Below are 17,596 nucleotides of genomic sequence, written 5' to 3' on the forward strand. Positions count from 1 at the left end.
TATCTGCTTTGGCAAACATCTAGGCGCGGGCGGCCCGGATCACAAGCCGCCTTTGCGTGAGGTTTTGTTTAGCTGGAAAGAGCAGCCGAGGTCGGTGTGTCCGAGTGGGCGGCCAAAAAATGCCCCGTCAGTTGATCAAAGACGGGCCCGCGCACGTCAGGCGCCTCCATCAGTACCTCATGTTCGCCATCGGGAATTTCAACCAGTGTGCCGCTGGGCCAGTTGGCCATCCGCGCCCGGATCGCTTTGCGGTCAACGATTTGCTCGTGACTGCCAAGGAAGGTCAGGGCAGGTGTGGAGGGCGCGGTTTGTTCCATCAGCCAGGCGCATTCGTCCAGCGCTTCGCGCAGCCAAATGGTCGAAGGCGCGCCAAGGGCCAGTTCCGGGTGCGCCTCAAGCTGGTCTTTCATCATTTGATACATCGCCGCATCGCGCGTCAGCATGTTGCCTTCGAAGGGTTGTGAGACGACGTAACTTTCCAGCGACGTGGTCGGAGGCGTTTTCTCACCCAGCCCAATTCGTGGCCCCCAATAGGCCGTCAACCGGCTGAGCGGTTTCATGATCGGAGTGAAAAAGATCCCCCACATCGGGCCGGTAAAGGCGCAGGCTGCAAAAAGGTCTCGCTCCAGCACCGCGCGCAGACCAATTGCGCCGCCCATCGAATGGCCGATCACGTACCAGGGTTTGGGCAAATCAAGTTGGACGGCAAGTTCCAAGGCGGCATGCACGTCTTGTTGATAGTCGGTGAACTGATCGACATGGCCGACCCGGGGATCGTCCAGCAAACGGTCTGCCAACCCCTGACCGCGCCAGTCGACGGCCAGAAAGGCAAACCCACGGTCGATAAATTCAACCGCCGTGTTGCCGTATTTTTCGATGTATTCCGTCCGGCCGGGGAACATCATCACCGTGCCGTTTGTTGCACCTTCGGGGTACCAGTGACCCACACGGATACGCGTATCGTCCGCAGTCGTCACCCAATGGGCCGCACCACCGGCAGGTCCGCCGGCCACGTCTTCAAAGAAAGGGGCCGGCGAGAACTTCATCAGGCCAGCACCGAGGCGAGTTTCATGGCAATACCCATGTCTCCATCCACGCTCAGCTTGCCCGACATGAACGCACCGGTGGGGTTCAGGTCGCCGCTGAGGATTTGTTCGAACGTATCCGCATCTGCGCTTAGGGTGACATCTGCGTCGTCATCGCTGACACGTGCGCCGTCCGCGTCCAGTACGATAGCGCCCAGATCGGCGATGGCAAATTTGGCCGATGCGTCGAAATCGCCGCCGGACAGCTTTTCGTTCAGCGCGGCTGCGGCTTTTTCAAGAATGTCGCTCATGGTGTTCCTCATATTGTTTCTGCGCCGTGAATGGACATCCCCGGTCGCAACGCTACACTGAACATTGTTATGGGCATTGCAATCAACAATCTCAAACGTACCGTCACGGCACTTTTTGTCACGGTCATGTTTTCCACCAGTTCGGTGGCACAACAGGCGGATTCGCGGGACGAGGACGCCTTGCTACAGCAATTGGCGCTTTCCACGCCGGAACAGGCGATTGCTATCGACCGTCAACTCAAAGCTCTGTGGTCGCAATCGGGATCAGCCTCGGCGGATTTGTTGCTGGAACGCGGGCGCGAGGCGCTGGATGACGGGGATGTGTTGACCGCGGTTGAACACCTTACGGCCCTGACCGACCATGCGCCCGGCTTTGCCGAAGGGTGGCACCTGCGTGCTTCGGCGTTTTTTGGGATGGATCGCTTTGGCATGGCCGCGGCTGATCTGGAACATGCGCTGACGCTGAACCCAAACAATTACGAGGCCATTTTCGGGCTTGGCCTGATTTTTGAGATCATCGAACAGCCCGACAAGGCACTGGATGCGTATGAGCGCGCGCTGGCTATACATCCTCATCACGAAGAAGTAACCAATGCGGTGAATCGACTGAAGCCTCAGGTCGAGGGTTCGGCCCTCTAAAGAACCGGGGCAGGGGGCAAAGGTGAGCGGGTCATCCCGAATTGTGGCCGTACTTGGCCCGACCAACACAGGTAAAACCCATTACGCGATCGAGCGGATGCTGGGCTATCGGACCGGAGTAATCGGTCTGCCGCTGCGTCTGCTGGCGCGAGAGGTTTATGACAAGATCGTCGCCATTCGCGGCCCGTCTGTCGTGGCACTGGTCACGGGCGAAGAACGGATCGTGCCGCCCCGCGCCCAATATTGGGTCTGCACGGTCGAGGCGATGCCGGAAGGCATGGGCGCAGATTTCGTGGCCATCGATGAAATCCAGCTATGTGCCGATCCCGAACGCGGTCATGTCTTCACTGACCGCCTGCTGCGCGCACGCGGCACGAACGAGACGCTGTTTCTCGGCTCGGACACCATGCGCGGTTCCATCGCGGCTTTGGTCCCTGAGGCACAGTTTGTCCGGCGCGAGCGGATGTCGCAACTGGTCTATGCAGGATCCAAAAAAATCAGCCGCATGCCATCGCGCAGCGCAATTGTCGGGTTCTCGGTTGAAAGTGTCTATGCGATTGCCGAGCTTTTGCGTCGCCAAAAGGGAGGTGCGGCCGTGGTCATGGGCGCCCTCAGCCCGCGCACACGGAACGCGCAAGTCGATCTGTATCAGAATGGCGAGGTCGACTATCTGGTCGCCACCGACGCCATCGGGATGGGGCTGAACCTGGATGTGAACCATGTGGCGTTCTCGTCCCTGAGCAAATTTGACGGACGCAGAATGCGCCCTCTAGCCCCGAACGAACTGGCGCAGATCGCAGGTCGGGCCGGGCGCGGCATGTCGGACGGCACTTTTGGCGTGACCGGTGAGGCCCCACCGCTGGAAGACGGCGTGGCGCAGGCGATCATGGACAGCCGCTTTACGCCGATGAAAAAGCTGAACTGGCGGAATGCTGCTTTGCGATTTGGCTCGATTGACGCACTGATCGACTCGCTTGAGGTCAGCCCGAATGACGAACACCTGGTCAAGGCGCGGCCTGCAGACGATCTGAATGTGCTGAAATCGCTCTCGCAAGTGACCGAGGTTGCCGCCCGCGCCAGTGATGGTCAATCGATCCGTTTGTTGTGGGATGTGTGCCGAATCCCCGATTTTCGCGGCATCAGCCACGCGGAACACGCCAGCCTGCTCGAAGTGATCTATGGCCACTTGCATGAACGCGGTTCGATCCCAGATGATTTCATGGCGCGGCAAATCCGCCGGATCGACAGAACCGACGGAGATATCGATGCTTTGTCTAAAAGGTTGGCATATATTCGCACCTGGACATATGTTGCGCAGCGAAACGGTTGGGTGCATGACGAATCACATTGGCGTGACGAAACACGCACTGTAGAAGACAGTCTGTCAGACGCATTGCATGATCGTTTGACTCAAAGATTTGTGGACCGGCGCACGTCAGTGTTGCTGCGCCGGCTCAAACAGAAGGAGGCCCTTTTGGCCGAAGTAAATGACAAGGGTGAAGTGACCGTCGAAGGCGAATTCGTCGGTCGTCTGGAAGGGTTCCGGTTTATCCCGGACAAAAGCGCGCAAGGAACCGAGGCGAAAGCTTTGAAATCGGCCTCTTTGCAAGCACTCGCGCCGCAATTCCATCTGCGCGCCGATCGCTTCTACAATGCGCCCGATACCGAAATTGATTTTACCGATCAGGGCGGCCTGATGTGGGGCGAATATGCCGTTGGCAAACTGGTTGCCGGGGCTGAACCGCTCAAGCCGATGGTCGAGGTGTTTGTGGATGAGGCCGCAGGCCCAGAGGTTGAGCAGAAAGTGCAGCGCCGTCTGCAGCATTTCATCGACCGTAAAGTGGCCGCGTTGTTCGAGCCGTTGCTGAACCTGTCGCGCGACGAGGAACTGTCCGGAGTGGCCAAAGGCTTCGCCTTCCGCATGGTAGAGGCACTGGGCGTGCTGCCGCGTGCAGGCGTCGCGCAAGAGGTCAAGGATCTGGATCAGGACGCCCGCGGCGCGCTACGCAAGCACGGCATCCGGTTCGGTCAGTTCACCATCTTCATGCCGCTGCTGCTGAAACCTGCGCCGACGCGTCTGCGTCTGGTTTTGTGGGCTCTGGCCAATGGGCTGCAGGAATTCCCCGAAGCACCGCCTCCGGGTCTTGTCACCGTACCGGTCGCGAAGAATGCACCCGAAGGGTACGACACCATGTGTGGCTACCGCGATGCGGGCGAGCGCTCGATCCGGATCGACATGCTGGAACGTCTGGCCGACATGTTGCGCGCCGAAGACAGCCGTGGCGGGTTTGAAGCCAAGCCCGACATGCTGTCGATCACCGGTATGACGCTGGAACAGTTCGCAGACCTGATGCAAGGGCTTGGCTATAAGGCTGAACGCGGCGAGCGTGAAAAGGTCAAACCAACCCCGGTCGAACAACCGGCGGTAGAAGCGACCGAGCAACCCGCTGTTGAAGAAACCCTGGCACCAGAAGCGGCAACCGAAGAGGTCGTCACCCCCGCCGAGGCGCCAGCCGAGGCCACCGACAGCACCGAGGCGGCAGCCGAGGCTCCGGCAACGGATGAACCCGAGGTCGAGGTGTTCTATACGTTCACTTGGGGTCGTCAGCGTCAGGCCAACCGTGGCCCGCGTCGTGAACAGAGGCAGGGGCAGGGCAAAGGCAAGCCGCGCGGTAAACCGCAGGATGGTCGCGGCAAACCGCAGGGCAAGAAGGGTGGCAAGCCGCAAGGGGCCAAGACCTTCTCCTCCCGACCGCCCAAGAAAGAAAAGGCGATCGACCCCGATAACCCGTTTGCAGCTGCGCTCATGGGTTTGAAAGACGGTAACTAAACGCCGATGGCTGAGGCCAAGCTGCGGATCGACAAATGGCTTTGGCAGGCGCGGTTCTTCAAGACCCGCAGCCTGGCCACCAAACAGGTCAGCGGCGGCCATGTTCGGTTGAACGGAAACCGGGTTCTGAAACCAGCGCAAGCTGTAGAACCCGGTGATGTTCTGACCTTCCCGCAAGGGCGAGTTGTACGCGTCGTTCGCGTGGAAAAGCTGGGCGAACGCCGTGGCCCTGCACCCGAAGCGCAAACACTGTACTTCGATATGACCGAAAAGAAGGACGCGCCGCCCGGAAACCCCGGATTCGAAGGAAAAGGTCGTCCAACCAAGAAAGATCGGCGCGCGCTTGATCTTTCTCGTACCACTAGGGGCTGATCCGCCCTTGAAGACAGTATAATACTGGATTAGCTAAACGCCCAAACCGCAAACGGGATTCCCACTATGACCTATGTTGTCACCGAAAACTGCATTGGCTGCAAATACACCGACTGCGTCGAAGTATGCCCGGTGGATTGTTTCTACGAAGGTGAGAACACTTTGGTCATTCATCCCGATGAATGCATTGACTGCGGCGTGTGTGAGCCCGAGTGCCCCGCTGACGCCATTCGCCCTGACACTGAGCCGGGGATGGACCAGTGGGTGGAATTCAACCGGAAATATTCGGAACAATGGCCGGTGATCGTGACCAAGAAAGACCCGCTGCCCGAGGCCGAAGAGCGCGACGGCGAAGAGGGTAAGATGGAGAAGTATTTCTCGGAAGCGCCCGGCGAAGGCGGCTAAGCGATTCGCTCTCTGAACTTGTCGGTTCAGGTGTAGGAACAAGTTGCAACGCTTTGAAACTTATAAGGTTTCACGGCCATTTCTGGGCGTGCCCTTTCAGATGTCGTAATTTTGTGATATAATCGAAAGCTGAATGATGAATGAGATGGGGATGTACTCCGTAAGTATGTGTGCTTTGGAGTTCTGATTTTTTGACAAACAAGCCACCTGACGGGGCCGAAATGGCACCGGCTAGGCTGTTTTGTTGTCCGCATCTTACTCTATAACCAAGGATGAACCTGTATGTCTAAGTCGAAAAAGCTTGAGTTCCGCCCGAATGACTATGTTGTCTACCCTGCGCATGGCGTGGGTCAGATTATCTCGATCGAAGAGCAGGAAGTCGCGGGATATTCGCTTGAGCTGTTCGTCATCTCCTTTGAAAAAGACAAGATGACCCTGCGGGTGCCGACCAACAAAGTCACCGAATCCGGCCTGCGGTCCCTCAGTTCACCTGATGTGATCAGCCAGGCGATGAAGACGCTCAAGGGCAAGGCCAAGGTGAAACGCGCCATGTGGTCGCGCCGGGCGCAAGAATATGAACAAAAAATCAACTCGGGCGATCTGATTTCGATTGCCGAAGTGGTGCGCGACTTGCACCGCACAGACGATCAGCGCGAGCAGAGCTATTCCGAGCGTCAACTGTACGAAGCCGCGCTAGAGCGTCTGACCCGCGAAGTGGCCGCTGTGTCCGGCGCCGGTGAGGTTTCGGCCGCCAAGCAAGTTGATGAGGTGCTGACCTCGCGCGCTGCTGCCGCCTGATATCTGGCAATTCTGAAATTGGGGCCGCTCCTGAAAAGGGGGCGGCCTTTTTTTGTGTCTTGTCTTGGTGAAATCCGCTTTTGCCGCTAATTTTCCTGTAGTCAGAGGCGGATACATGACCAGGATAAAGCAAACCGTTAAGTTTCTGTACATCGCGCATGACCCGATTTCGGTTTGGTTTCGCTATGGCTTGATCCTGTTTGACGCCGCGTCGATCGTGTTCTTCGTGTCCACGGCGAATGTGCCGCATGGGCCGGGGATCACGCTTGCCAGTCTGTGCGTCGGGTTTCTCATCTTGCTGGATTTTTTGGCCCGGTTATGGATTTCGAAAGACCGCTGGAAACTTCTGTGCAAGGTTTACACACTGGCCGATATCGTCGTGATCGCCTCGCTGCTGCTTGAGCCGTTCTTGCCCGGAAACTTGGCTTTCGTGCGAATATTGCGCGCCCTGCGCCTGATCCATTCCTATCACTTGCTGCGGGATTTGCGGCGCGACAGTCAGTTTTTCCGAACGCATGAGGATGCCGTCATCGCGGCGATCAATCTGCTTGTATTCGTATTCGCGACCTCAACGGCGGTTCTGGTGTTCTTCATTCCTGATAGCAGCCCGCATGCATACATTGATGCGCTCTATTTCACCATGGCCACGCTGACGACGACGGGGTTTGGCGACATCACCTTGGCGACACCGGCGGGCAAGTTGTTCTCAGTCTTCATAATGGTTGTGGGTGTGGCGCTGTTCGTACGTCTGGCGCAAGCTGTTTTCATGCCGCAGAAAGTGCGCCACAAGTGCCCCAGCTGTGGCCTTTATCGGCATGATCCTGACGCGGTACATTGCAAGCACTGCGGCGAAACGCTGCGTATCGAAACCGGTGGTACGGCCTAAAGCGCGGCAACGACCGCGGTCATGAATGTCAGTTCTGCCAATTGCTGCGAAGCCCCTAGGATATCACCGGTCTGACCACCGATTTTGGCCTTTGCGACCCCGGCGATCACCGCAACAACCAGCGCAGCGACGAGAGTTGGCGGAATGGCCGCTGCGCCCATCAAAAGTACCGCGCCTAGCAAAGCCAATCCAAAACCTGCCGCAACCGTCACACCTCGCGGCCCTCCGACCGAGTGGCTCAGACCACTATTGCGCGCATTTGGCAGGGCATTCATCAGAACCGGCATAATCGCGCGGGACAAGATGCAGGCCGCAAGGATCGCGGCATAGTCGCTTGCCGTTAACAGGGTTGCAATCAAAGCAACGCGTATCAACTGCGTGAAGATCAGAGCCAGAACACCATAGGCGCCAATATGGCTGTCCTTCATGATTTCTAATCGGCGCTCCGGGGTGAACCCTCCCCAAAGTCCGTCTACGGTATCGGCCAAACCATCTTCGTGCATCGCACCGGTGGTTATGATCAGAACCGCAACCAGGAAAACAGCGCTGACCATAGCGGGTAAATTCAAAGCCATCGTGGCCCAACCAACCGCGCAAGCCAGCAGCCCTACAATCAAACCGACCACGGGAAACGCCCAGGCGGCGCTGGCCTGCCGTGCAAAGGTGTTTTCCGGCAGCCGCGGCAGCGGTAGGCGGGTCAGCAAGACCAGCGCCAGTGGTATATCCCACACGGAAAACAGCTTGGTGTCGTTTTTATGCACTCCCGCGCCTTTCGGGGTCTTGTTGGATCGGACGCTTCGGTTAAACACACAGGACCACTCTGATGCAACGAGGCTTTGGATGCTGCCTGAACTTAATGACCTGAAAACACTCCGCGATGCCCTGAGTCAGGCGCCGGGTTCGAATGATGCCGCATTGCAGGGCGCGGCTGACCGGAACGGACAGCTGACCAAACCGCCCGGCGCGCTGGGGCGGCTTGAGGAATTGGCGATCTGGTATGCCGGTTGGCGTGGCGATGCCCGCCCGCAAATCTTGGCACCGCAGGTTATCGTGTTTGCAGGAAATCACGGGGTGACGGCGCAGGGTGTGTCGGCTTTTCCACCAGATGTGACCGTGCAGATGGTCATGAACTTTGAACATGGCGGTGCGGCAATCAACCAATTGGCCAAGGCCGCAGGGGCCACCATGGATGTGCATGCGTTGGAATTGGACCGGCCAACGGCGGATTTCACCGCAGGCCCGGCGATGTCCGAGGAAGACCTGTTGTACGCCTTGCGCACCGGTTGGACAGCTGTTGACCCCAAGTCCGACCTGCTAGTCGTCGGAGAGATGGGGATCGGCAACACAACCCCGGCTGCTGCAATCGCGTGCGCTCTGTTCGGGGGAGAAGCCTCGGATTGGACAGGGCGTGGCACCGGTGTGGATGACGCCGGGTTGGCGAACAAAACCCGCGTGGTGGCCGAGGGCGTTGCCTTGCACGGTGCATCGGGTGACGGGCTGGAGATCCTACGCCGTCTGGGCGGGCGTGAGATTGCGGCCATGGCTGGAGCGATCGCAGCAGCCCGTGTTCTGTGTATTCCGGTCATTTTGGATGGCTTCATCTGCTCGGCTGCGGCGGCCTGTCTGGCCGATGTGTCTGCCGAGGCTTTGGATCACGCCGTAGCTGGCCATCAAAGTGCCGAGGGCGCACACGGTGCGGTATTAGAGAAGCTGGGCAAACAGCCACTGTTGAACCTTGGGCTGCGCCTGGGCGAAGGGTCAGGCGGTGCGCTGGCGATCAATATCCTCAAAAGCGCGGTTGCCTGTCATTCAGGTATGGCAACCTTTGCTGAAGCCGGCGTGTCCGGCGGCTGAACCGGACGGCTTGATCCGCCAAAAAGGATCAGGCCGATTTCTGAGCGTGTTTCTCAGCCAGTTCCAGCAGTTCGGTTTCCAGGTCTTTCTCGAATTGCTGGGCGCGCTCGATGTATTTCTTGTTTTCCGCCGTCGGCATGCCGGGAATCCAAAGCTCGGCCAGATCCCGGATCGAGGCTCGGTCGTGGTGATAAAAGGTCTGCTCGGCTTGTGCGGCCTCATATTCGCTGAGGCCGATATTCTCGAGCACATAGCGACCGGCGCGCAGTGAGCTGTCAAACATCTCGCGCACGATATCATTCGCGCCCGCCTGGTACAGTTCATACACATGGGTGCGGTCATGCGCGCGCGCGATGATGTGCAGATCCGGGCGTTGGCGACGTGCAAAGCTGACCAGACGGGTCACAGTCTTGCGGTCGTCCATTGCAGCAACCAGAACGGCGGCTTTATCAAGCCCCGCTGCACGCAACAACTCGGGCCGTGTCGGATCGCCCAAGAAGCCTTTGACGCCAAAGCGGCGCATAAGTTGAATGGTCTCGATATCATGATCCAGAACGATGGTCTTGAACCCACTGGCCCGCACCAACCGGTTCACGATCTGACCAAAACGTCCAATGCCCGCGATGATCACCGGGCCTTTTTCGTCGATCTCGTCAGGTTCGACCTGCGGGGTATTCTCCCTGATCCGACGGGACAGAAGGTCGTAGATGATGAACAACAGCGGAGTGATCAGCATGGTCAGTGCGATAATCATCAGCAGTTTCTGCGACAAATCAGGTGGGATTACGTTCTGCTGCGTGGAAAAGGCCAGCAGGACAAATCCGAACTCACCCGCCTGCGCCAGACCCAGCGTGAATAGCCAGTGATCGCGCCCGCGCAGCTTGAAGGCGCGCCCGACCAAATACAGGATGGCCCCCTTTGTCAGAATGACCAGCAGCGCCAGTCCGATCAGTTCAAGCGGGTCGTTGAAGAAATAGGCGACGTCAATTCCGGCACCAACGGTGATGAAGAACAGGCCTAGGAACAAACCCTTAAAGGGCTCAAGGTCGCTTTCCATTTCGTGCCGAAATTCCGAGCTGGCCAGAACAACGCCTGCCAGGAAAGCGCCCAGGGCGGGGGACAGACCAACAAGGGTCATCAGGAAGGATATCCCAACGACGATCATCAGGGCCAGCGCAGTATACATCTCGCGCAGGCGGGTGGCGTGGATGAAACGGAACAGGGGGCGCGTCAGGTAGACGCCGGCAAGGATCACAAACGCGATGGCACCAAGGGTGACCAGCGTGACGGCCCAACCGGGCAGGCCCTCGACCAGAGATAAGCTGTGATGCGCCGTGTCGTGCAAGTCCTTCGCGCCGCGGTCAATCGATCCGTCGCTTTCGATATGGGGCATGGCTGGCAGCGCCAACAGCGGCAGCAAGGCCAGAATGGGGATCACTGCGATATCCTGCGTCAGCAGCACGGAAAACGTGGCGCGGCCTCCGTTCGTCTGCATCAACCCTTTTTCGGACAGGGTCTGTAGCACAATCGCCGTTGAGGATAGCGACAGGGTCAGACCAACGGCCAAAGCCACTGACCATGGGTGGTTCGCATAAATAGCAACAGCAGCAATGGCGGCAGTTGACAGACCGACCTGCAGGCCACCCAGCCCCAAAAGCCTGTCGCGCATGTCCCAAAGCGCGCGCGGCTCAAGTTCCAGTCCGATCAGGAACAGCATCATAACTACGCCGAACTCGGCCACATGCTGCAGGCTTTCTGTTTCCGCACCAACCAGCCCGAATATGGGTCCGATGACGATCCCGGCGGCCAGATATCCCAACACCGACCCCAATCCCAGACGCGCCGATAACGGCACTGCGATCACGGCAGCTGCCAGATAGATCGAAGCCTGATAGAGGAAGTCGTCCATGTCGGTCCTTTCAGTCGGGTCAGGTGGGCAACGGGGCGTCGCGTTTGAGCTGGTCCATCACGATTTGGCTTTGAACCCGCGCCACGGCAGGATGCGGCAGGATCACCTGGTGAAGCAAGCGGTTGAGCGCGGCAAGATCGTCGCAAAAGACATGCAGCAGGTAATCTGCCTCACCTGTCATCGTCCAGGCGCTGGTGATCTCAGGCCGCGTGTCCACCATGCGAGCAAAGCTCTGCGATTGTTCGGGGCCGTGGGTGCCCAGATGTACTTGAATGAATCCCTGAACATGCAGCCCAAGTTTCAGCGGGTCCAGTCGCGCCGCGTATCCGGTGATGTATCCTTCGGCCTCTAGCCGTTGCCGCCGCCGCCCGGCCTGACTGGGCGACAGGTTCAGCATCTCACCCAGTTGATGTGCAGTCAGATGGGCATCCACCTGCAAAGCGGATAACAAGCGCATATCGGTGGAATCCAACATATGCGGAGAATCTCCAAAATTTTGCGCAAACATGCGGAATTTGCGCACTCTTGCCTAGTTTACACGAAAACTATGCGCAGAAACAGCGCCAGTTAAGGCATATTTTGGAATCAGCAAAGAAATTCCTGTTTTAAGGAGACGCACCATGGGTCCTTTCCCCCACAACGCCCCGAAATCTGTGATCAACAAAGAAAATCCGGTCGGTACGGACGGGTTTGAATTTGTAGAGTTCGCCCACCCCGATCCGCAGGAGTTGCGCGACCTGTTTGCCAGAATGGGTTATGAAAAAGTTGGCCACCACAAGGACAAGCCTACGGTCGAGCTGTGGCAGCAAGGTGACGTGACCTATATCCTCAACGCTGACTCTGAAAGTTTTGCGGCCCGCTTTGCTGCAGAACATGGCCCCTGTGCTTCTGCGATGGGCTGGCGCGTTGTGGACGCGCAAAAAGCTTATGAACACGCTGTGGCCAAAGGTGCAGAACCCTATGATGCGGCGGACAAGGTCATGAATGTTCCGGCGATCAAGGGGATCGGTGGCTCGCTGATCTATTTCATCGATCAGTACCACGACACTTCGCCTTATAACCAAGAGTTCACCTGGACCACACAGTCCAAGCCGCGTGGCGATGGTTTCTATTACCTCGATCATCTGACGCACAACGTCTATCGCGGGAATATGGATAAGTGGTTCGAATTCTACGAAACTCTGTTCAACTTCCGCGAAATCCGATTTTTTGACATTCAGGGCAAATTTACCGGCCTTTTCAGCCGCGCCCTGACGTCGCCTTGTGGACGCATTCGCATTCCGATCAACGAAGATCGGGGCGAAACCGGGCAGATCGTGTCCTATCTCAACAAGTATAAAGGTGAGGGGATCCAGCATATCGCAGTGGGCAGCGAAGATATCTATGCCTCGACCGACGCGATTGCCGAGAAGGGTTTGAAATTCATGCCTGGCCCGAACAAATCCTATTACGAGATGTCCAAGGAACGGGTTGCCGACCATGACGAGCCGTTGGACCGTATGATGAAGCACGGCATTCTGATTGACGGCGAAGGTGTTCTGGATGGCGGCGAGACCAGAATCTTGCTGCAAATCTTCTCGAAAACCGTGATCGGCCCGATCTTTTTCGAGTTCATTCAGCGAAAGGGCGATGATGGGTTTGGCGAGGGAAACTTTCAGGCCCTATTCGAATCTATCGAACGCGAACAGATCGAAAGCGGCGAGATTTCAGCGGCTTGAGTTCGTGTGTTAAAGCAAAATGCGGGCGTTCGCGTCCGCGTTAGCTGCGCGGCATCTTCAGCGTCAGGTTCCTGCCTTTTTTCTGATAGCGCAATTCGCTGTCACCAATTGCGATGACCTTGCCGCCGTCCACCCTGTCACCGACCTTCAGCTTCTTATAACGACCGCTAGGCAGCCGAACCAGCGCGCGGCGGTTGGCGGGTGTTCCATAAACCCCGATCAGGTTCAGTTTGCGCAAGTTTAACGCGTTGTCGATTGTCGCCTGACGCGCGACCGAGGCCGCGGACGGAATCTTGGGGGCAACGGCTTTGGGTTGGAATGACCCGGCCTCGACCTGACCGATGGCCGCCGTTGACCCCAGATTGGCGGTTTGCGTCCCGGTAGGTGGTGCAAGACCTGCCGGGCGGGATTTTGGTCGCGGCACGCGCACCACCGCCAGTGCAGTGGGGGTATAGTCAATCTGCGGCTGTTGTTGCAGTGAGGCAGGGCGCAGTTTGGGGCGCCGCCCCGCCAGTTCTTCACGCGTTCGTCCGCCCAACTGCTGACGTTCGAACTGTTCGATCAGATCGCTGGGGCGGGGCTTTGGGCGCAGCCCGGCCAACCTGTCAGGAGTTTCCTCAAGGATGGGTTCTTCTTCGAACCGGACAGGTGGCTCGGGTGGTGTCTTCGAAGGGCGCCCGAGATAGACGACAATACCGTCCGGGTTCAGCGTCCCCTCGGCGCTGGGTGTGACCAGGCCGCGATCATCAAGCTCGAACTGGGCGCCGGCGGTGCTGGGCAGTACAACCTGTTCAAAGGGTTCATCTGTGTCAAAGCTTTGTGCCGCGGGCAGGGCAACGGCGTCAGTCGACAGGTTGGAGTTGTCGACCGAAGCCAGATACGGCTCATCCTGGGGGGGGAAAGCCGGGGGTAACAGGGGATCGGGCGCGATGATCTCAAGGCCGGGTTGGGCTGACGTTGCTTGGATCACAGGGTCGCGGGCAACCTCTTCCACGATTGTCGGGGCGATGTTTAAGGCCTCGAGAATAGCTGTGTCCGTGGGCGAAAGATCGGGTTGAATATTCTCGTTTTGGGCAGGTGCGTCCTGTTCAGAAAGGGTGGCGTCCGTATCAAGCTCAGCCGTTTCGGCAGGTGGCACTCCGGGCGTGGTCGGGTTCTCGGTTTCGACACTGGCCTGAGGGGTGGGTGCGGGCAGGGCGTCTTCTACCTGTGCCGTTTCCGGTTCGGCTGTTTGTGTCTCGTTTGATCCGATCAGCGCCCATGCGCCCAACACTGCCGCTATCCCCAGCGCTGCCGTGGCTGGTACAACGTACTTTTTTGTAAATACCTCAGTGGGTATTTTGGTGGGGGCGGAGGCCGCCGGCGCAGATCGGAATACATCCGGGGCTGCTTCTGCGGCGATGGGATGTACATTTGGTTCTGCTGCGTCCGATTGAACCTCATCTTTGGCCTCGGTCGCAAAGGGTACAGTTTCTGAAGCCCCAAACAATGGTTCAGAAGGGAAAGAACTGGCGTCGGTATCTGTAGTGAAATGAACCGGTATGAAACCGTGTTCGGTTGCAAAGTCGCGTGCCTCATCCAGTGTTTGTTGCGTCACGGCGGCGACATAGGTGGTGGGGCCGACGGTCGCGGTGTCAAAAACCAAGTCCTCGACCGTATATGGCGTAGCCTCGGCCAGCTTTTCCTTTGCGTCTTCTCCCAAGGGCTGATTGTCAGTTTCCACCGACAAAAAACGCACCTGCTCGGTCGGGATTATGACCTTGCACCGTAGGTTGTTTTCCAAAGCAAATGCTTTTTCCCGCAGGGCGTGAAGTTGCGCATTCAGGTCCGGCGCGTCCAATGCAACCTTACCAATGCAAAACCAATCCTCATCGGATTGGTGGTGCACAGATATTCCGGTTGCAGAAAAAGACAGCGCAAAGGCGGGTTTCATATTCCCGAGGAACCATAATTGTCAGCATCGATGCAAACGACTTTTCGTCCGCAGGCTGACATTAAAGCAGGATCTCGCCGAGGGAAAGAAAAAGCCAGCGCTTCCCCTTGTCTGATAAACCCTGGCGGCCCCATCTTAGTACAGAAGATATTGGAGGGAAGACCTTGAAGAAAATCGCTTTTCTGGCCGCAATGCTGGCCGTGACAGCTGCAGGTATGGCCCATGCGGAAGAACGTCGCATCTTGGTAGATGCAACCGGCACCGTTCAGGCTGCACCGGATATGGCAACCATCACATTGGGTGTCACCAACGAGGATCCGCAGGCGTCAAATGCGATGCAGGCGACATCTGATGCGGTGGCGCAGATTCTGAAACGGCTTGAGGATATGGGCGTCGAATCCCGCGACGTTCAAACCCGCGATCTGTCGTTGTCGCCGGTTTGGTCCGGGCGCAACAATCAAAGTGGTGAACGGCCCGAGATTTCCGGCTTTGTGGCATCGAACAATGTGCAGGTCCGTGTCCGTGACCTGACACAGTTGGGCACGATCATGGATGGGGTCATTCAGGACGGTGCGAATGATTTCGGTGGGCTCAGCTTTGGTGTGCAGGACCCCGCACCGCTGCAGGCGCAGGCGCGAGCCAAAGCTGTTGCCGAAGCAACTGCAAAGGCGGAACAACTGGCACAGGCGGCCAATGTAACTCTGGGTCAGGTTCAGCAGATCAGCGAGCGGGTCGGAGGAATCAACCCCGCACCGCAGATGCGTGCGATGGCCATGGCCGAAGGGGGCGGTGTGCCTGTCGCGGGGGGTGAGATTTCAGTCTCGGTCAACGTGTCGATGGAATTCGGGATGGCCGAGTGATCCTTTGCCTTGACTGCGGGCCTGCAGCGGTTGTCGCTGTTGGCCCGTCTGGTCAAAATTGTCAGGTGATAGCCAAGCCTCAAACGCGGCCTTGATCCGCGACCATTCACTGTCGAGGATCGAATACCAGGCCGTATCCCGGTTCCGACCTTTGTAGTGGGTGGCCTGCCGGAAGATGCCTTCGAATGTAAAACCCAATCGTTCAGCTGAACGGCAGGAAGCGGCGTTCAGGGCGTCGCATTTCCACTCATAGCGGCGATAGCCCAACTCGTCGAAGACGCGGCGCATCATCAGATACATGGTCTCGGTCGATTTCGGGCTACGCTGCAGCAGGGGTGAAAAGTGAATGTGGCCGACCTCGATCACACCTGCCGCGGGTTCGATCCGCAAAAATGAAGCCATGCCAATCGGCGTTTCGTCTTCGCCTAAGACCGTGTGGAACATCGGATCGGCATCCATGCATGTGGCGCGGGTCCAATCCTCGAAATCCTGCTCCCTGTCGAAGGGACCGTAGGGCAGATAGGTCCAGTTGTGCCCATCCGCGTCGTTGGCAAACGCCCGGTAAAGTCCGGGCGCATGCCGGTTCACGTCCAGCGGCACGACGGAACAATACTGACCTTCCATCGGTGTATAGGGCGGCGTGGGACGCGGGAATTCGCCCGAAACCGACAGACCGATGGGTTGACCCAGTTCGTTGGTATCGTGGCCGCTCATGACTCAGGCCGTTGCCTTGGCCAGCGCCTGATCCAGATCGGCGATCAGGTCGTCTGCGTCTTCGATGCCGATGGAAACGCGGACTACGCCGGGGCCTGCACCTGCGGCCTCTTGCTGTTCAGGCGTCAACTGACGGTGGGTGGTCGAGGCTGAGTGAATGATCAGCGACCGCGCATCGCCAAGGTTGGCGACATGGCTGAAAATCTCAAGCGCGTTCACCAGTTTGACACAAGCGTCGTAGCCGCCCTTGACCGCAAAGGTGAACAATGCGCCGGCACCTTTCTTATAGTGTGCATTCACCCGGTCATGATAGGGCGAGGAGGGCAGGCCCGCATAGGTCACGTAATCCACACGGTCGTCAGCTTCGAGCCAGGCAGCGATCTTTTGGGCATTCTCCACGTGGCGCTCCATCCGCAGGGATAGGGTTTCAACCCCCATCAGCGTGTAATGCGCGGCTTGCGGGTTCATGGTCATGCCCAGATCGCGCAGACCGATGGCAATGCCGTGAAAGGTAAAAGCCAGCGGGCCAAAGGTCTCGTGGAACTTCAGTCCGTGATAGGCTTGTTCCGGTTCGCTGAGTGAGGGGAACTTGTCATTCGCCGACCAGTCGAACTTGCCCGAATCCACGATACAGCCGCCGGTGACCGTGCCGTTGCCGGTCAGGTACTTGGTCGTCGAATGCACAACCAGCGTCGCGCCCTGTTCGATGGGGCGGCATAGGTAAGGTGTGGCCGAGGTGTTGTCGACGATCAGGGGGATACCTGCTGCGTCAGCGATATCCGCCATGGCCTGAATGTCGGTCACATACCCACCCGGATTGGCAATTGATTCACAGAATATCGCCCGGGTGTTTTCGTCGATGGCATTTTTTACGGCGTCCAGATCATCGGTGTCGACAAACTTGGCCGACCAGCCAAAGCGTTTGATCGTCTGGCTGAATTGCGTGACCGTGCCGCCATAAAGGCGCGTCGAGGACACCACGTTGCAGCCCGGTCCCATAAGCGGAAACAGCGCCATGATCTGTGCTGCATGACCAGAAGAACAGCAGACCGCGCCCACTCCGCCTTCCAGTGTGGCGATACGTTCTTGCAATACGGCCACAGTAGGGTTGGTCAGGCGGGAATAGATGAAGCCAACTTCTTGCAAGTTGAACAGCGCCGCCGCGTGATCGGCATCGCGAAACACATAAGCTGTCGTTTGATAAATCGGAGTCTGACGCGCGCCCGTTGCCGGATCGGGCCGTGCGCCCGCGTGAATCTGAAGTGTGTCAAAACCGTAGGTAGGGCCGTCAGACATCGCTAAAATCTCCTGTTGGAATGTTTGTTGCTGAATCTCTAGGCGA

The 17,596-nt window shown here is 58.0% G+C and carries 17 protein-coding genes; 9 read left to right on the top strand and 8 right to left on the bottom strand.

Going from position 1 to position 17,596, the window contains the following annotated elements; translation table 11 throughout:
• Positions 1–68: 68 nt before the first annotated feature.
• On the bottom strand, positions 69–1,046 hold the full coding sequence (locus ACR0DL_RS03000; RefSeq protein WP_480687513.1) for an alpha/beta fold hydrolase: 978 nt from the start codon (positions 1,044–1,046) through the stop codon (positions 69–71).
• A complete protein-coding gene (locus tag ACR0DL_RS03005; RefSeq protein WP_058280950.1) occupies positions 1,046–1,336 on the bottom strand; it encodes an SCP2 sterol-binding domain-containing protein in 291 nt (96 codons plus the stop codon). The genes ACR0DL_RS03000 and ACR0DL_RS03005 overlap by 1 nt, the downstream gene beginning before the upstream one ends.
• A gap of 30 nt (positions 1,337–1,366) precedes the next feature.
• On the opposite strand from ACR0DL_RS03005, the gene ACR0DL_RS03010 reads away from it, so the two are divergent.
• The 6 genes from ACR0DL_RS03010 (at position 1,367) to ACR0DL_RS03035 (ending at position 7,266) form a co-directional block, all read left to right on the top strand.
• Positions 1,367–1,975 (top strand): tetratricopeptide repeat protein, encoded by a 609-nt coding sequence (locus ACR0DL_RS03010; protein ID WP_170548351.1) that lies wholly within the window; start codon positions 1,367–1,369, stop codon positions 1,973–1,975.
• A gap of 22 nt (positions 1,976–1,997) precedes the next feature.
• Entirely contained in the window at positions 1,998–4,805 is a 2,808-nt protein-coding gene (locus ACR0DL_RS03015; protein WP_480687515.1) for a helicase-related protein, read from the top strand.
• Between the two features lie 6 nt (positions 4,806–4,811).
• On the top strand, positions 4,812–5,177 hold the full coding sequence (locus ACR0DL_RS03020) for an RNA-binding S4 domain-containing protein (protein ID WP_170374875.1): 366 nt from the start codon (positions 4,812–4,814) through the stop codon (positions 5,175–5,177).
• A 66-nt stretch (positions 5,178–5,243) separates the two neighbouring features.
• On the top strand, positions 5,244–5,582 hold the full coding sequence (gene fdxA, locus ACR0DL_RS03025; RefSeq protein ID WP_170348381.1) for a ferredoxin FdxA: 339 nt from the start codon (positions 5,244–5,246) through the stop codon (positions 5,580–5,582).
• A gap of 282 nt (positions 5,583–5,864) precedes the next feature.
• The gene (locus ACR0DL_RS03030) at positions 5,865–6,380 is read left to right on the top strand and encodes a CarD family transcriptional regulator (RefSeq protein WP_170348382.1); all 516 of its coding nucleotides are present in this window, start codon (positions 5,865–5,867) and stop codon (positions 6,378–6,380) included.
• Positions 6,381–6,495: 115 nt separating this feature from the next.
• Complete coding sequence (locus tag ACR0DL_RS03035) at positions 6,496–7,266, top strand: potassium channel family protein (RefSeq protein ID WP_226688576.1); 771 nt, start codon at positions 6,496–6,498, stop codon at positions 7,264–7,266.
• Here ACR0DL_RS03035 and cobS read toward each other — a convergent pair.
• Positions 7,263–8,027 (bottom strand): adenosylcobinamide-GDP ribazoletransferase, encoded by a 765-nt coding sequence (gene cobS / locus ACR0DL_RS03040; protein ID WP_480687517.1) that lies wholly within the window; start codon positions 8,025–8,027, stop codon positions 7,263–7,265. The two genes, ACR0DL_RS03035 and cobS, sit on opposite strands and share 4 nt — an antisense overlap.
• Before the next feature lie 79 nt (positions 8,028–8,106).
• On the opposite strand from cobS, the gene cobT reads away from it, so the two are divergent.
• Positions 8,107–9,120 carry a nicotinate-nucleotide--dimethylbenzimidazole phosphoribosyltransferase gene (gene cobT / locus ACR0DL_RS03045; protein ID WP_480687520.1) on the top strand — a complete coding sequence of 338 codons (1,014 nt, stop codon included), beginning with the start codon at positions 8,107–8,109 and terminating at the stop codon, positions 9,118–9,120.
• A 28-nt stretch (positions 9,121–9,148) separates the two neighbouring features.
• Here the strand turns inward: cobT and ACR0DL_RS03050 are convergent, their stop codons facing one another.
• Entirely contained in the window at positions 9,149–11,029 is a 1,881-nt protein-coding gene (locus tag ACR0DL_RS03050; protein WP_170348386.1) for a monovalent cation:proton antiporter-2 (CPA2) family protein, read from the bottom strand.
• Positions 11,030–11,048: 19 nt separating this feature from the next.
• A complete protein-coding gene (locus tag ACR0DL_RS03055; RefSeq protein WP_170548365.1) occupies positions 11,049–11,504 on the bottom strand; it encodes an Lrp/AsnC family transcriptional regulator in 456 nt (151 codons plus the stop codon).
• A 145-nt stretch (positions 11,505–11,649) separates the two neighbouring features.
• On the opposite strand from ACR0DL_RS03055, the gene hppD reads away from it, so the two are divergent.
• A complete protein-coding gene (gene hppD / locus ACR0DL_RS03060; protein WP_170548368.1) occupies positions 11,650–12,747 on the top strand; it encodes a 4-hydroxyphenylpyruvate dioxygenase in 1,098 nt (365 codons plus the stop codon).
• Positions 12,748–12,787: 40 nt separating this feature from the next.
• Here hppD and ACR0DL_RS03065 read toward each other — a convergent pair whose 3' ends face one another.
• Entirely contained in the window at positions 12,788–14,635 is a 1,848-nt protein-coding gene (locus ACR0DL_RS03065; RefSeq protein WP_480687523.1) for a hypothetical protein, read from the bottom strand.
• Positions 14,636–14,844: 209 nt separating this feature from the next.
• On the opposite strand from ACR0DL_RS03065, the gene ACR0DL_RS03070 reads away from it, so the two are divergent.
• Positions 14,845–15,540, top strand: coding sequence for an SIMPL domain-containing protein (locus ACR0DL_RS03070; RefSeq protein ID WP_170374886.1), 696 nt, complete (start codon positions 14,845–14,847; stop codon positions 15,538–15,540).
• Here ACR0DL_RS03070 and ACR0DL_RS03075 read toward each other — a convergent pair.
• A complete protein-coding gene (locus ACR0DL_RS03075) occupies positions 15,496–16,254 on the bottom strand; it encodes a GNAT family N-acetyltransferase (RefSeq protein WP_480687525.1) in 759 nt (252 codons plus the stop codon). The two genes, ACR0DL_RS03070 and ACR0DL_RS03075, sit on opposite strands and share 45 nt — an antisense overlap.
• Before the next feature lie 3 nt (positions 16,255–16,257).
• Positions 16,258–17,550, bottom strand: coding sequence for an O-acetylhomoserine aminocarboxypropyltransferase/cysteine synthase family protein (locus ACR0DL_RS03080; protein WP_480687527.1), 1,293 nt, complete (start codon positions 17,548–17,550; stop codon positions 16,258–16,260).
• Positions 17,551–17,596: the final 46 nt, after the last annotated feature.

The sequence above is a fragment of the Ruegeria sp. BB5 genome (assembly GCF_056539405.1).